Consider the following 13499-nt stretch of genomic DNA (forward strand, 5'->3'; position numbering starts at 1 on the left):
GCGTCATCCTGTTCGGCCATCATCTTCGGAATTTGGCTCGCCCTGCCACCAGCTTCCGGCCCAGCGCCCGGCGCTGAGCCAGTAGAAGATGCCGCCGACCATGCCGCCGCCGATCACCGCCATGATGGCGCTGGTGTCCCTGACCGCGAAGGTCGTGTCACCATTGTGGTCGACAAGGCCGAGGAAGACGGCCGCAACCACCGCGCCCGCCAGCGCATAGTACAGCCAGTCGCGCCGGCCGAGGATTTCGGCAAGCAGGATGACGACGGAAGCCGGCATCAGGGCGAAATAAGCGACGAACAGGGCGACAAAGGGAATTGAGAAATACAGGGAAGCCGTCGCTGTCGGATGCGCGTGCTCCGGCGCGTAGCCAAGTGACGCCAGGAACAGGACGTTGAGGAAGGCGCTCGCCGCCAGCGAGGCGACGGCATAGCCGAACAGGATAACAGTGAAACGGACGAGGTAGCCGACGAGACGGGTCATCCCAAATCCCGGCCCAAATCCCGGCGCATGCCAGACCTGCGCCCTGCCAGAAGCCAGTAGACCGAACCGGCGGCAATGCCGGCCGTGGCCAGAAAACCGAGAAAGCCCGGGTTGAAAACAAAGCTGCCTGCCGAGCGCGGCATGGATACGCCAAAGGCGATAGACGTGATCGCACCCGTGGCGGCAAAGTAGAACCATCCCCGAAGCAAAAACCGTTCGGCGACAAAGAGTGCGGGGCCGACGATCAACAGCGCGCCGACCATCACGGTCAACACGGCGAGCGGGAAAGAATCCAGCCAGTCGAAGGCGAAAATGATGGACCAGTTGCCGTCTTCCAGACCTTCCAGAAGAGCGATCAGCAGCACGGGGACCAGGATCGAGGTCAGCACAGCGGCGACATAGCCTACTGCCATCATGGTGAGGCGCTTCAGCCAGGCGACGAGGCGGCTCACGCCTCGCCGTGCCCCGCAATCATCATCGCTTCAAGGGCCAGCCGGTCGACCTTGCGCATGCGCTCGGAATCCGACTTGAGCTGGCCGCAGGCGGCCAGGATGTCGCGGCCGCGCGGCGTGCGGATCGGCGAGGCATAGCCGGCATTGTTGATGTAGTCGGCGAATTTCTCGATCGTCTCCCAGTCCGAGCACTGGTAGTTGGTGCCTGGCCATGGGTTGAACGGGATCAGGTTGATCTTCGCCGGAATGCCCTTGAGCAGCTTGATCAGCCCCTTGGCGTCCTCGATGGAATCGTTGACGTCCTTCAGCATCACATATTCGAAGGTGATGCGCTTGGCGTTCGACAGGCCGGGATAGGCGCGGCAGGCGGCGATCAGCTCCTTGAGCGGATACTTCTTGTTGATCGGCACCAGCAAGTCGCGCAGATCGTCATTGGTTGCATGCAGCGAGATCGCCAGCATGACGCCGATCTCCTCGCCGGTGCGGAAGATCTCCGGCACGACGCCGGAGGTCGACAGCGTGATGCGCCGCTTCGACAAGGAAAGACCATCGCCGTCGGAGGCGATCAGCAGCGCCTTCTTCACCGCCTCGAAATTGTAGAGCGGCTCGCCCATGCCCATCATGACGATGTTGGAGACCTTGCGGCCTTCGGCTGGCACGATGGCGCCGTCGGGCGTGTCGCGGTCTGGGAAATCGCCGAGCCGGTCGCGGGCGGTGAGCAACTGGGCGAGGATTTCCTCGGCCGTCAGGTTGCGGACCAGCTTCTGCGTGCCGGTGTGGCAGAACGAGCAGGTCAGCGTGCAGCCGACCTGCGAGGAGATGCACAGCGTGCCGCGGCCTTCCTCGGGAATGTAGACGGTTTCGATCTCGACGGGCCGGCCGGCGCCGCGCGGCGGAAAACGGAACAGCCATTTGCGCGTGCCGTCGGAGGAGATCTGCTCCTCTACGATCTCCGGCCTGGCGACGGTGAAATGCTTGTCGAGTTCGGCGCGCAGATCCTTGGAGATGTTGAACATGCCGGCGAAGTCGGAGACGCCGCGCACATACATCCAGTGCCAGAGTTGCTGGGCGCGCATCTTGGCCTGGCGCTCGGGTACGGTGCCTGATGCAACCAGAGCCTCGGCGAGTTCGACCCGCGTCAGGCCGATCAGCGACGGCTTTTCGGGCTGTGCCGCGCGGGCGCGCAACGCGTCACGGGCGCCGTCAATGGTGAGGTCGAATGAAAGGGTCATGGTTGCACTGATATAAGCGGTTTGCGGCTGATTTCACGCATCGTGCCGGAAAGGAAGCGCGGCGCATAGCACAGGTTGAGGGCAGAGTCATGCGGAGTGCGGTGACGCAGCCTCGTCAGAGATCCAACAACAGACCCAAAAACAGAAGGCCGGGCTTTGCGGCCCGGCCTGTTCCTCAAAACGAAGCTTCGCCTATTTGCACTTGGCGATCGATGTCAGCGCCGCCGAGATGCCCTTCAGCGAGAAGACATAGCTGGTCGGGTTGCCGCGACCGGACTTCGCCGTCACCTTCATGTCGGTGCCGGTCTTCATGGCGGCGATCAGCACCGGCTCCTCGGCGGCGTTCTCGACCCAGGCGGACTTGCCGCGCGTGAACATCGAGAAGGTCTTCTTGTCGATGGTGACAGTGGCCTTCGAGCCTTCCTGGAAATTGTAGCCGGCGATGAATTGCGGCTCATAGGACACTTGCTGGCCGGGCCGCTGGCTGACGAAGAAGAACATGTCGCCATGGTCGAGCGTCGGCGGCTGCTTGTCGGTCGGCACGGTCAGGACATAGCAGACCTTGCCGCCCGATGCCTGGTAGCTGTAGGTGCCCCAGGCATTGTGCTGGCCGATCTTGGTCGCCGACTGCGCCAGTGCCGGCGCTGCCACGGCCACCAGGACCAGGCTCGAAACTAGTGCAATCAATCCGCGCATCGCTTTTCCCGTATTCCAACTGGTGCGGAGGCAGGCCGGCTCGGCGTCCTGCCCGTCGCTTCATTTTGATTTAATCTGGGTTACCAAACGGTGAACTTCCTTTGAGAAAAGGACCCTCACCCGAGGAAACCGCCGCCATTCCCGCGCCGCCGCCTCTCAGCGGGCGGCGCGACGTCCCTTCGGCGACTTGGAGGCCACGAAAGCGGCAAGAGTTTGACTTTTTGCGCTGCCGCCGAAAGCCGGCTTGAACGGCGTTTCGCGTGCGTGTTCAGCCCTTGTCGGCGATGGCGTCCTTGGCGGCCTGCCGGTGCGCCGGGGTGATGTGGGCGCTGACGGCGGTGATCGCGGCGGTGAGCACGGCGATGTCGTCGGTGAAGCCAAGCCCGAGGACGAAGTCGGGGATGACATCCACAGGCAGCACGAAATAGCCGAGCGCGGCCAGCAGAATGCCCTTGGCGCGCAACGGCGTGTTCTTGTCCATGGCGCAGTAATAGGCGGCCACGACCTCTTCCATGAAGGGGATCTGCCGCGCGGCCTTCTTGGCCGTGCGCCAGAATTTCTCGCGCACTTCGTTCTCGTCGCCGAGCTTGCCGCCAAGGCCGAAGAAATCAAAACCGGATTGTCGCGCCATCAGTCTCTCCTTGCAGGGTTCATGCGTATCCCGGCGCGTGCCCGCGAGCGAAAATGTGGTGAAACCCGACCCCGGCTACAAGATGCCGGCGCCGATTTGGGTTTGCCGCCGTATCGTGGACGTTGCGATACCTGGGGCGACACCGACATCAGCCGTTAACGAAGCGGTTCATCTTCTTCGCCAGATCGATATCAAGCGCGGTGACGCCGCCGGCATCGTGGGTGTTGAGCGTCACGTCGACGGTCTTGTAGACATTCGACCAGTCGGGATGGTGGTCCATCTTCTCGGCTGCGAGTGCGACGCGGGTCATGAAGGCGAAAGCCTCGGAGAAATTCGCGAAGATGAAGGTGCGCTTGATGGAGGCACCGTCCGCCGCCGGTGCCCAGCCTTCGAGCCCGACCAGCGCGGCGGCGATTGCGTCCTTGCCCAGTTTCTCTCTCGTCATGTCAGCCTCCCGTGCTATTTCCAAAATGACTCTCACCATAGTGCATGTCGCCCAAAAGTGCGTTGTGGTTTTGGGACAACGATATGCACAAGGACAAATCCGGATCGATGAGCGCGAAGCCCATAAATTCCATTCTCTTCGTCTGCCTCGGCAACATCTGCCGGTCGCCGCTGGCGGAAGGCGTCTTTCGCGCCGTTTGGGCGGAGCGCGCGTCGGGCCGGAATATGCTGCTCGATTCAGCGGCAACCAGTGGCTGGGAGGTCGGCTCCGCCCCCGATCCACGCTCGATCGCTGTGGCGGTGCGCCACGGCGTCGACATCTCCAGGCAGAAGGCGCGCAAGATCACGCCGCTGGATTTTCACCGCTTCGACCTCATCCTCGGCATGGACCGGTCGAATGTCGCCGACCTGAAAGCGCTGGCGCCGGCAGCCATGCGCGAGCGGGTGCAACTGTTCCTGGAATTCGCGCATGGCAAGACAGGCGACGTGCCGGACCCCTATTATGACGGGGCGGAAGCCTTCGCTTCGGTCTACCGCATGATCCGCGAGGCGTCGGAGGCGCTGGCGACAAGGCTGGAGGCACGGGCGTCCGTGCCTGACAGCGGCCAGGCTTCCTCGACGATGTAGGGGCCGCCGCCGACCGAATCGCGCGACGACATCAGCACGAAACGGCCGATGCGGAACGGCAGCGTCGAGAAATTGCCGCGTGCCGACAGATATTGGGCGACGTCCAGCGGGGTCGAATTGCGTAGCCTTGCAAGTGTGATATGCGGCATGAACTTGCGCGGGTCGGCGGGGATGCCGAGCCGCTGGCAGATGCGGTCGATTTCGCCCTGAAGGGCGGCAAGATCGGGCGAGGCGGAAGCGCCGGCCCACACCGCATGCGGCTTCTTCTGGCCGAAAGCACCGACGCCGGACAGCGCCAGCGAGAAAGAGGGGCGATGGACACGGTCGAGCGCGTTGGCGATCTCGTCGGCGACATGGCCTGGAACATCGCCGATGAAGCGCAGCGTCAGATGGTAGTTCTCGACGTCGATCCAGCGGGCTCCTGGCAGGCCGCCCCGCAGCAGGGACAGCGAAAGGGCGGCGTCACGCGGTATTTCGAGGGCGGTGAAAAGACGCGGCATGAAGAGCCTCCCTTCCTCGAATCGAACTGTACCCATAGCGAATCATCGATAGTCAAACGGGGCAAGATGTTTGTTGGTCACAGTCTTTGTTAAAAAGCTTCCCCGGCGGAAACAGCCGCAGTCCCGCCTCACGAACCGCCCGACACCGCCGCGATGGCCTTCTCGACGGTGGGCAGGATGCGTTCGACCATCTGGCTGACGCCCTGCGCGTTCGGATGCAGGCCGTCCTCGAGCTGCATGCCGGGCTGGCCGGCGACGCCGTCGAGAAAGAACGGGTAGAGCGCAACGCCATATTTCTTGGCAAGGTCCGGAAAGATGGCGTCGAAGGCGTTCTGATAATCGGGGCCGAGATTGGGTGCGGCGCGCATGCCGGCCAAAAGCACGGCAATCTTGCGCTCTTTCAGCTTGCCCAGCATCTCGTCGAGGTTCTTTTTGGTGATGTCGGGCGAGACGCCGCGCAGCATGTCGTTGGCGCCGAGTTCGAGGATGACCAGTTGCGTGCCGTCCGGCACCGACCAGTCGAGCCGCGCCAGGCCGCCGCTCGTCGTATCGCCGGAGACGCCGGCATTGGCGACGGTCACATCCCGGCCCTTGGCGCCAAGCGCTGCCTGCAACCTGTCGGTAAAGCCCTGGTCCGGCCCAAGGCCGAAGCCCGCCATCAGACTGTCACCGAAGCCGACGATCTTGAACGGCTCGGCACGCGCCGACGACATGGCGCCGCAAATGGCGAGGAAAACCATGAGGCCTGCGGCGATCAGGCGTTTGAAAGACATGCGGCAGGCCCCATATGAACAAGGAATTCTTCCGGCGACGGCTTCCAGACTAGCAGAGCCTTCATCCCTTGATATAGGACGCTTTCATTTTGACAGAAGCCGTCATCGCGCTGAAAGACGTTTCCCTGACCCTCGGCGAGGGGGCTTCATCGGTCCATGTGCTGAAGGGCGTCAGCCTCGACGTGGCGGCTGGCGAAGCGACCGGCATCGTGGGCCCCTCGGGCTCCGGCAAGTCGACATTGCTGATGGTTCTGGCAGGCCTGGAAAGGGTCGATTCGGGTACGGTTCGAATCGCCGGCGAGTTGCTCAACGGCAAGAGCGAGGATCAGACTGCTTCGTTTCGTGGCCGAAACATTGGCATCGTGTTCCAGTCCTTCCATCTCATTCCCAACATGACGGCGCTCGAAAATGTCGCGGTGCCGCTGGAACTGGCCGGCCATGCCGATCCGTTTTCGGTGGCGGCGCGCGAGCTGGCGGCGGTTGGCCTCAGCGACCGTGTCACCCACTATCCCGGCGAATTGTCGGGCGGCGAGCAGCAGCGCGTGGCGATCGCCCGGGCGCTGGCGCCGTCGCCGCGCATTTTGATCGCCGACGAGCCGACCGGCAATCTCGACCAGGCGACCGGGCGGCAGGTCGCCGACCTCCTGTTCGCCAAGGCGGCCGAGCGCGGCATGACGCTGGTGCTGGTCACCCATGATCCGGCCCTTGCGGCACGCTGTTCGCGCCAGGTTTCGATGCGGTCCGGCCGGATCGAAGCGCCGGCGCCCGTCAAGGTGACGGCCTGATGCCATTGTCGCAGACGCTGAAGCTCGCGGTTCGCTTTTCGCTGCGCGAGATGCGCGGCGGCCTGTCCGGCTTCCTGATCTTCCTCGCCTGTATCGCGCTCGGCGTCGCGGCCATTGGCGGCGTCAACTCGGTGGCGCGTTCGATCACCGCCGGTGTCGCCAATCAGGGCCAGACGCTGCTTGGCGGCGATCTTCGCTTCCAAATCAGCCAGCGTGACGCCAGCCAGACTGAACGCGCCTTCCTTGACGGGCTCGGCACAGTTTCGCGGACCGCCAGCATGCGCTCGATGGCGCGTCTGGCCGACGGAACCGACCAGGCGCTGGTCGAGGCAAAGGCGGTCGACCATGCCTACCCGCTCTATGGCACGCTGGAAACCGAGCCGGCGCTGTCGAAGCATGAACTGTTCGGCGAAGAGTTCGGTGTTTTCGGCGCCGCGGCCCCCGATCTGCTGTTCGAGCGGCTGCATCTTAAGCTCGGCGACCGGCTGAAGCTCGGTACCGCCACCTTCGAACTGCGCGCCAGGCTGGTCACCGAACCGGACGCTGTGTCCGACGGTTTCGGCTTCGCGCCAAGGCTGATGATTTCGACAGAAGGGCTGGCGGCCACCGGACTGATCCAGCCGGGCAGCCTGGTCGAGAATGCTTACAAGATCCGGCTGCCAGCAGACGCCGACGAGGCAAAGCTGAAGGCCATCCAGTATCAGGCGGCCAGGGATTTTCCCGAGGCCGGCTGGTCGATCCGTACGCGCAGCAATGCCGCCCCGGCGCTGTCGTCCAACATCGAACGTTTCTCGCAATTCCTGACCCTGGTCGGGCTGACGGCGCTGGTGGTCGGCGGCGTCGGCGTCGCCAATGCGGTGCGTGCCTATCTCGACGGCAAGCGCGGCGTCATCGCCACCTTCAAGAGTCTGGGCGCTTCGGGCGGCTTCGTCTTTGCCGTCTACCTCGTGCAGATCCTGATCATCGCAGCGCTCGGCATCGTCCTGGGGCTGGTGCTGGGCGCACTGATGCCGTTCGCGGCGAGTGCCGCACTTCAGTCCGTTATTCCGGTGCCGGCGGAAGGCGGCTTCTATCCCGGTGCACTCGGCATGGCGGCGCTGTTCGGCCTGCTGGTGACGCTGGCCTTCGCGCTGCTGCCGCTCGGCCGCGCCCGCGACGTGCCGGCCACCGCGCTGTTTCGCGAGATGGGGCTGGAAGGCCGCGGTTTCCCGCGTCCGGTCTATGTCGCGACGGCTGTCGGCATTGCGCTGTTGCTGGCGGCGCTGGCAATTCTGTTCTCGGGCGACCAGCGCATCGCCTCGATCTTCGTCGGCGCCACCATCTTCGCTTTCCTGGTGCTGCGCCTGGTTGGCGCGCTGGTGCAATGGGCGGCCAGGAAGAGCCCGCGTGTGCGCTTCGTGGCGCTGCGGCTCGCCGTCGGCAACATCCATCGGCCCGGCGCACTGACGCCGTCGGTGGTGCTGTCGCTGGGGCTCGGCCTGACGCTGCTGGTGACGCTGGCGCTGATCGACGGCAATCTCAGGCGCCAGATCTCCGGCAGCCTGCCGGAGCGGGCGCCGAACTTCTTCTTCGTCGACATCCAGAGCAGCGATGTCGATTCCTTCTCCGCGCTGATCGGCAAGGAGGCACCTCGGGGAACGCTGGCCAAGGTGCCGATGCTGCGCGGCCGGGTGATGGCGCTGAACGGCGTCGATGCCGACAAGGTGAAGGTACCGGCGGAAGGCGCCTGGGTCCTGAAGGGTGATCGTGGGCTGACCTATGACGCCAAGCAGCCGGAAAACACGACGCTGACGGAGGGCAGCTGGTGGCCAGATAAGTATAGCGGCGAGCCGCTGGTCTCGTTTTCGGCGCAAGAAGGCAAGGAGATCGGCCTGAAGCTCGGCGACACCATCACCGTCAATGTGCTCGGCCGCAATGTCACGGCCAGGATCGCCAATTTCCGCCAGGTCGAATGGGAGACGATGGGCATCAATTTCGTCATGGTGTTCTCGCCCAACACATTCGCCGGCGCCCCGCATGGCTGGATGGCGACGCTGACCGAAAAGAATGCCTCGACGGCGGACGATGCCCGCATCCTTAATGCCGTCACCCGAGCCTTCCCGGCGGTGACGTCGGTCCGGGTCAAAGATGCGCTCGATGTCGTCAACCGGCTGGTCGGGCAGCTCGGCACGGCGATCCGGGCGGCGGCCGGCGTGGCGCTGATCGCTTCGGTGCTGGTGCTGGCCGGTGCGCTTGCCGCCGGCAACCGGGCGCGCATCCATGACGCGGTGGTGCTGAAGACGCTGGGTGCGACGCGCAGGACGTTGATCACGGCCTTCTCGCTCGAATACATGCTGATCGGGCTCGCCACCGCGATCTTCGCGCTGGCGGCAGGCGGTGCAGCTGCCTGGTTCGTCGTTGCCCGCATCATGACATTGCCGTCGCATTTCATGCCCGAAGTGGCGGTGGCGACCATTCTGTTCTCGCTGGTGATCACGGTCGGCATCGGTCTCGCCGGCACCTGGCGGGTGCTTGGCCAGAAGGCAGCACCGGTGCTGCGCAACCTGTGATCTCAGGCCCGCAACGGCCATCCCGGATCTTGGCCTGGATTAAATCTTGGTAAGAATGCCGTCCGGAAAGCCGAGGAATCGGCATTTCGTTGTCTCACGAACCGTTACATCCGGTTACGGTCTTGTTCTTGACGCGAATAACCATCATATTTCGCCACAGGCATGCTGGAGCCCTGCCAGCGGCGCCTGGGTCCGGAAGGACCTGACACCGGACGGGGCAGAAGCAATAGAGGACTACAATGGCTGATCCCATTCGCAACTACCAGGCGCGCGCCGTGCCCGGCGTCAGCGTCGGTGCTGACATCGATCAGGGCCTGCGCGCCTACATGATCAAGGTTTACAATCTGATGGGGCTTGGCCTCCTCATCACCGGTCTTGCCGCTGTCGGTACGATCATGCTGGCCACCACCACCGATCCGGCTTCGGCTGTCGCGACGCTGCCAAGCGGCGAGATGCTGACCTCGTTCGGCTACGCGATCTTCGGCTCGCCGTTGCGCTGGGTGGTGATCTTTGCCCCGCTGGCCGCGGTGCTGTTCCTGTCGTTCCGTGTTCAGTCGATGAGTGTTGCGGCGGCGCAGACAACGTTCTGGGTCTATGCCGGCCTGGTCGGCCTGTCCCTGTCGTCGATCTTCCTGGTCTACACGACGGCCAGCATTTCGCAGACCTTCTTCGCCACCGCGGCGGCCTTCGGCGCTCTGTCGCTCTACGGCTACACGACCAAGCGCGACCTGACCGCGATGGGCTCGTTCCTGATCATGGGCGTATTCGGTCTGATCATCGCAATGGTGATCAACATCTTCCTGCAGTCATCGGCCCTGTCCTTCGCAGTTTCGGCGATCGGCGTGCTGATCTTCTCGGGGCTAACCGCCTATGACACGCAGAAGATCAAGGAGATGTATTTCGATGGCGACGCTTCGGATGTCGCCGGCCGCAAGGCGATCATGGGCGCCCTGAGGCTCTACCTCGACTTCATCAACCTGTTCATGTTCCTGCTGCAGTTCATGGGCGACCGTCGCTAATCTGGCAGCGTGGACCATCGAGTACCAGAAGGGCGGCCCAACGGCCGCCCTTTCCTTTTGCGCCGGGCTTTGCTGTTATCAGAGGCAGACAAAGGGCCTGCGTAAAGAATGAGCACTGTTACGATTCGACCCGCGACTGCGGCCGACCTCGACCGGATCACGAACATCTATGCCGACGCGGTGACGCAAGGCACGGCGAGCTATGAGCTGGAGCCGCCCAGCCGCGCCGAGATGGGCACTCGATTCGACAGTTTGATGGCCGGCGGATTTCCTTACCTGGTGGCGCAGAAGGATGGCGCCGTTCTCGGCTACGCCTATGCCGGCGCCTTCCGGCCGCGCCCGGCCTACCGCTTCATCGTCGAGGATTCGGTCTATGTTGCGCCGGAAGCGAAGGGCCAGGGCGTCGGGCTCAAACTGATGCAGAGACTGATCGAGACGGTGCGGACGGCGGGCTTTCGCCAGGTCATCGCGGTGATCGGCGATGGCCGTCCCGACAGCGCCTCGGTGCGGCTGCACGAAAAGCTCGGCTTTCGCCATTCAGGCCGCCTGGAAGGCTCCGGTTACAAGCACGGGCGCTGGCTGGACACGGTGTTCATGCAGCTGTCGCTGAATGGCGGGGCATCGGCGCCGCCCGATCCCGAATCGCTGCCGGAGCGGAAGTTCCGCGAGGGCCTTAGAGGGAACTGAATTGAGGAATTGGAGAATTGATGAACTGAAGAATAAAAGAAACAGCGGCTAAATTTGACGCTGAGGGCCTTTTCTTCAACCCATCAATTCTCCAGTTCTTCAATTCCCCTGCTCAAATTCCCAGCTCAGGCCTCGACCAGCTTCAATTTGCTGTCGAATATCCCAAGCACGCGGCCTAGCTCCTGACCGCGCTTCAAGATGCGGCCGCCGGCGGCAATGACGGCAAAGGCGCCCTGCTTGCGGGCCAGTTTCGGATCCTTGACGATCTGGAACAGCGGCACTTCGCTGGTGCGGCGGAACACGGAAAACACAGCGCGGTCCGTGAGATGATCGATGGCGTAGTCGCGCCATTCATTGGCGGCGACCATGCGTCCGTAGAGCCTTAGGATCTGATCCAGCTCGCGCCGGTCGAATCGCACCGGCTGATCAAGGCGCTCGCGTCGCGCCTCGTGCAGCGGGATCAATATTGCGGATGCGTCCCCATCCCCCGTCCCGCCGCTGTCATCGATCATGCCTCGATCCTTCAAATGAATCTTTGCCAACCAAAGTTGGCGTGTTCGCGGCTGAATTGCAAGACCCGGCGAAGCACGGCGGTGCCGCGCTGTTTCCGCCACGTCCAGTCACTTTTATGAAACGCCGTGTTGGAATTGGTGATGCTTTGCCACATTTCCGCCTTTTTTTATCCGCGCTCATGCCCCAATGTCCGACGAATTTACCGGCGTTGCCTGAGACGGTTCGGTCCGGCACCGGCTCGTAAACCCCAAGCCCCCCGCCCACGGGTCTGCGTCGGATCGAACCAACCTCGGCTCTTCCTCGGAAGAACCGGGTGCGACGATCCCAAAACCTAAATGACCGACGTCAGAAGCAAGCTGACGTCGGTTTTTTCATGTTTGGAGATTGGGTGGTTAGCGCGGTGCTTGCCTTCTCCCTCAGGGGGAAAAGGCAAGAGGGGCATTACGGCTTGCGAATGAAGGCAGCGCCAAGAATGGGACCGGGCATGCCGTCCTTGCCGACCGACTGCAACAGCACGGCGCAGCCGCCCTTCTTGGCAATCTCGCTCATCGGCAGTTCGTAGCGCTGCGCCTTGCCATGCCACATGCCGGCGGTCTGGATGCCGGTGACCGCATTCCAGTAGGTCATCTTGCGGCCGGTGTTCTCGCCCTCGCCGATCTTGACCGTCTGCGGCGGATCGAAATAGACGATGACGACATGGGCGTCGCTGGGGCCGTTACCGGCATCGCCGGCGTCGATCATCACCCGGTCGCTGGTGCGGCTGACCTTGATGGCGACGCGCATGCCTTCGCCGCTCTTGGCCATGCGGGCGAGCGCGCCATCGACCTCGCCGCGGCTGGCGCCGTTGACGTGGACGCGGCCGTTGATGACGGCCTGCGGCGTATAGACGGAGCGGCTGCCGAAGGCGCGCATATAGTCATATTGCCGCTCGGTGTTCTCCTTGCGGCTCAGCGTGTCCTGCCAGCCGAGATAGTCCCAGTAGTCGACATGGTAGGCGAGCGCGACGATGTCTTCCTTGGCGGCGAGTTCGGCGAACAACGCATCGGCCGGCGGACAGGAATTGCAGCCCTGGCTGGTGAACAGCTCGACCACGCCCAATGGTTTTTCGAGTTGTGGCTTGTCGGACTCGCCGGCATGGCCCGTGCCGGCAAACGCCGAGAAGGCCAGCACACAGGCTGCCAGCCACAATGATTTTCGCGAGGCCATGGCCATTCCGATTCCCGCCGGTGATGCCGGCTTTGTCTTGATTGCTAAAATATGTGGCAGAAGCGGAAGTCAACGGGAAGTCACGTTGCGGTGAAATTGTGCCATTGCAGCCGACCGCAACGGCGCAATAGGAGGAGGGTCCGCGCTTCAGGATAGAAACCGATTCGGGCGGCAATCACGATGTGGCAAACTCTTTTGGCGCCGGTCGACCTCTATTGCGAGCGGACCGGGCCGGAATTCTGGTCCGAGCCGGTCAATGCCCTGACGAACCTCGCCTTCATCGCCGCCGGCCTGTGGGGCGTGCGCGAGGTGCGAAGGGTGGGCAGCGGGACGTTCGCCGAGGTGCTGGCCTGGTGGGTGGTGGCGATCGGCATCGGCTCGACGATCTTCCACACCTTTGCCACCAAGGGTACGGTCTGGGCCGACGTGCTGCCGATCGCCGGCTTCACGCTGGCCTACACGCTGTTCAACCTGCGCCGCTTCCTCGGCCTGCGATGGGGCAAGACCATCGCCATCTTCCTTGTCTTCTATGTGATTGTGGGGACGCTAACCCTGGCCGTGCCGGACTGGCTGCGCCAGGCCTCGAACGGCACGACGGGCTACCTGCCGCCGTTCCTGGCGCTTGCCTTCTTTGGTGCGCTGGTAATGGCCAGCGGCAATCGCGCCGGCTGGTACAATCTGGCGGGTTCGGTGATCTTCATCATCTCCGTCATCTGCCGGATGATCGATCCGCTGGTCTGCGGCAGCTTCCCGCTCGGCACGCACTTCCTCTGGCACATCTTCAACGGCCTGATGTTCGGCGTGCTTCTGGCGGCGGCGGCGCGCTTTGGGGCGCCGAAGACAGGGCAGTAGGCAGTAGGCAGTAGGAGTATCTATTCCCTACTGCCTAGTCCCTATTCCCT

Annotated in this window: 16 protein-coding genes; 6 read left to right on the top strand and 10 right to left on the bottom strand. The window is 63.4% G+C overall.

Annotated elements, in window-relative coordinates; translation table 11 throughout:
• Positions 1 to 3: 3 nt before the first annotated feature.
• From ASD12_RS12035 to ASD12_RS12060, 6 genes are all read right to left on the bottom strand, one after another.
• Complete coding sequence (locus tag ASD12_RS12035; protein ID WP_056585672.1) at positions 4 to 483, bottom strand: hypothetical protein; 480 nt, start codon at positions 481 to 483, stop codon at positions 4 to 6.
• Positions 480 to 935 carry a hypothetical protein gene (locus tag ASD12_RS12040; protein WP_056585674.1) on the bottom strand — a complete coding sequence of 152 codons (456 nt, stop codon included), beginning with the start codon at positions 933 to 935 and terminating at the stop codon, positions 480 to 482. Before ASD12_RS12040 ends, ASD12_RS12035 begins: the two co-directional genes overlap by 4 nt.
• A complete protein-coding gene (gene rlmN / locus ASD12_RS12045) occupies positions 932 to 2167 on the bottom strand; it encodes a 23S rRNA (adenine(2503)-C(2))-methyltransferase RlmN (protein ID WP_056585676.1) in 1236 nt (411 codons plus the stop codon). The genes ASD12_RS12040 and rlmN overlap by 4 nt, the downstream gene beginning before the upstream one ends.
• Before the next feature lie 192 nt (positions 2168 to 2359).
• Complete coding sequence (locus tag ASD12_RS12050; RefSeq protein WP_056585679.1) at positions 2360 to 2863, bottom strand: invasion associated locus B family protein; 504 nt, start codon at positions 2861 to 2863, stop codon at positions 2360 to 2362.
• A 268-nt stretch (positions 2864 to 3131) separates the two neighbouring features.
• On the bottom strand, positions 3132 to 3494 hold the full coding sequence (locus ASD12_RS12055; protein WP_056585682.1) for a YkvA family protein: 363 nt from the start codon (positions 3492 to 3494) through the stop codon (positions 3132 to 3134).
• A 148-nt stretch (positions 3495 to 3642) separates the two neighbouring features.
• Positions 3643 to 3939 (bottom strand): 4a-hydroxytetrahydrobiopterin dehydratase, encoded by a 297-nt coding sequence (locus ASD12_RS12060; RefSeq protein ID WP_082525392.1) that lies wholly within the window; start codon positions 3937 to 3939, stop codon positions 3643 to 3645.
• Between the two features lie 107 nt (positions 3940 to 4046).
• Between ASD12_RS12060 and ASD12_RS12065 the strand changes: the two genes are divergently transcribed.
• Positions 4047 to 4565, top strand: a complete 519-nt coding sequence (locus ASD12_RS12065) for a low molecular weight protein-tyrosine-phosphatase (RefSeq protein WP_056586794.1) — start codon at positions 4047 to 4049, stop codon at positions 4563 to 4565.
• On the opposite strand, the gene thpR is transcribed toward ASD12_RS12065, so the two are convergent.
• Positions 4469 to 5065, bottom strand: a complete 597-nt coding sequence (thpR, locus tag ASD12_RS12070; RefSeq protein WP_056585685.1) for an RNA 2',3'-cyclic phosphodiesterase — start codon at positions 5063 to 5065, stop codon at positions 4469 to 4471. The genes ASD12_RS12065 and thpR overlap by 97 nt on opposite strands.
• Positions 5066 to 5193: 128 nt before the next feature.
• Entirely contained in the window at positions 5194 to 5838 is a 645-nt protein-coding gene (locus ASD12_RS12075) for an arylesterase (RefSeq protein WP_056585688.1), read from the bottom strand.
• Positions 5839 to 5927: 89 nt separating this feature from the next.
• Here ASD12_RS12075 and ASD12_RS12080 point away from each other — a divergent pair, with 89 nt between their 5' ends.
• From ASD12_RS12080 to ASD12_RS12095, 4 genes are all read left to right on the top strand, one after another.
• A complete protein-coding gene (locus ASD12_RS12080; protein ID WP_056585690.1) occupies positions 5928 to 6623 on the top strand; it encodes an ABC transporter ATP-binding protein in 696 nt (231 codons plus the stop codon).
• Positions 6623 to 9172: an ABC transporter permease gene (locus tag ASD12_RS12085; RefSeq protein ID WP_056585692.1), complete on the top strand. Its 2550-nt coding sequence runs from the start codon at positions 6623 to 6625 to the stop codon at positions 9170 to 9172. The genes ASD12_RS12080 and ASD12_RS12085 overlap by 1 nt, the downstream gene beginning before the upstream one ends.
• Positions 9173 to 9411: 239 nt before the next feature.
• Positions 9412 to 10191: a Bax inhibitor-1/YccA family protein gene (locus ASD12_RS12090; RefSeq protein ID WP_056585694.1), complete on the top strand. Its 780-nt coding sequence runs from the start codon at positions 9412 to 9414 to the stop codon at positions 10189 to 10191.
• A 108-nt stretch (positions 10192 to 10299) separates the two neighbouring features.
• On the top strand, positions 10300 to 10878 hold the full coding sequence (locus tag ASD12_RS12095) for a GNAT family N-acetyltransferase (RefSeq protein ID WP_056585696.1): 579 nt from the start codon (positions 10300 to 10302) through the stop codon (positions 10876 to 10878).
• A gap of 125 nt (positions 10879 to 11003) precedes the next feature.
• Here the strand turns inward: ASD12_RS12095 and ASD12_RS12100 are convergent, their stop codons facing one another.
• Both ASD12_RS12100 and ASD12_RS12105 read right to left on the bottom strand, forming a co-directional pair.
• Positions 11004 to 11390 (bottom strand): DUF2794 domain-containing protein, encoded by a 387-nt coding sequence (locus ASD12_RS12100; RefSeq protein WP_056585698.1) that lies wholly within the window; start codon positions 11388 to 11390, stop codon positions 11004 to 11006.
• 442 nt (positions 11391 to 11832) lie between these two features.
• Positions 11833 to 12603 (bottom strand): thioredoxin family protein, encoded by a 771-nt coding sequence (locus tag ASD12_RS12105; RefSeq protein WP_056585700.1) that lies wholly within the window; start codon positions 12601 to 12603, stop codon positions 11833 to 11835.
• A 174-nt stretch (positions 12604 to 12777) separates the two neighbouring features.
• On the opposite strand from ASD12_RS12105, the gene ASD12_RS12110 reads away from it, so the two are divergent.
• A complete protein-coding gene (locus ASD12_RS12110; RefSeq protein WP_056585702.1) occupies positions 12778 to 13449 on the top strand; it encodes a ceramidase domain-containing protein in 672 nt (223 codons plus the stop codon).
• The last annotated feature ends 50 nt before the right edge of the window (positions 13450 to 13499 follow it).

The sequence above is a fragment of the Mesorhizobium sp. Root102 genome, assembly GCF_001425625.1.
In the GTDB taxonomy this organism is placed as follows: Bacteria; Pseudomonadota; Alphaproteobacteria; order Rhizobiales; family Rhizobiaceae; genus Mesorhizobium.

Bases quoted from the DNA above. Each gene is read 5' to 3' on its own strand.
- ASD12_RS12035 (WP_056585672.1), bottom strand. From the start codon at position 483: ATGACCCGTCTCGTCGGCTACCTCGTCCGTTTCACTGTTATCCTGTTC.
- rlmN (WP_056585676.1), bottom strand. From the start codon at position 2,167: ATGACCCTTTCATTCGACCTCACCATTGACGGCGCCCGTGACGCGTTG.
- ASD12_RS12050 (WP_056585679.1), bottom strand. From the start codon at position 2,863: ATGCGCGGATTGATTGCACTAGTTTCGAGCCTGGTCCTGGTGGCCGTG.
- ASD12_RS12055 (WP_056585682.1), bottom strand. From the start codon at position 3,494: ATGGCGCGACAATCCGGTTTTGATTTCTTCGGCCTTGGCGGCAAGCTC.
- ASD12_RS12060 (WP_082525392.1), bottom strand. From the start codon at position 3,939: ATGACGAGAGAGAAACTGGGCAAGGACGCAATCGCCGCCGCGCTGGTC.
- ASD12_RS12065 (WP_056586794.1), top strand. From the start codon at position 4,047: ATGAGCGCGAAGCCCATAAATTCCATTCTCTTCGTCTGCCTCGGCAAC.
- thpR (WP_056585685.1), bottom strand. From the start codon at position 5,065: ATGCCGCGTCTTTTCACCGCCCTCGAAATACCGCGTGACGCCGCCCTT.
- ASD12_RS12075 (WP_056585688.1), bottom strand. From the start codon at position 5,838: ATGTCTTTCAAACGCCTGATCGCCGCAGGCCTCATGGTTTTCCTCGCC.
- ASD12_RS12085 (WP_056585692.1), top strand. From the start codon at position 6,623: ATGCCATTGTCGCAGACGCTGAAGCTCGCGGTTCGCTTTTCGCTGCGC.
- ASD12_RS12090 (WP_056585694.1), top strand. From the start codon at position 9,412: ATGGCTGATCCCATTCGCAACTACCAGGCGCGCGCCGTGCCCGGCGTC.
- ASD12_RS12095 (WP_056585696.1), top strand. From the start codon at position 10,300: ATGAGCACTGTTACGATTCGACCCGCGACTGCGGCCGACCTCGACCGG.
- ASD12_RS12100 (WP_056585698.1), bottom strand. From the start codon at position 11,390: ATGATCGATGACAGCGGCGGGACGGGGGATGGGGACGCATCCGCAATA.
- ASD12_RS12105 (WP_056585700.1), bottom strand. From the start codon at position 12,603: ATGGCCATGGCCTCGCGAAAATCATTGTGGCTGGCAGCCTGTGTGCTG.
- ASD12_RS12110 (WP_056585702.1), top strand. From the start codon at position 12,778: ATGTGGCAAACTCTTTTGGCGCCGGTCGACCTCTATTGCGAGCGGACC.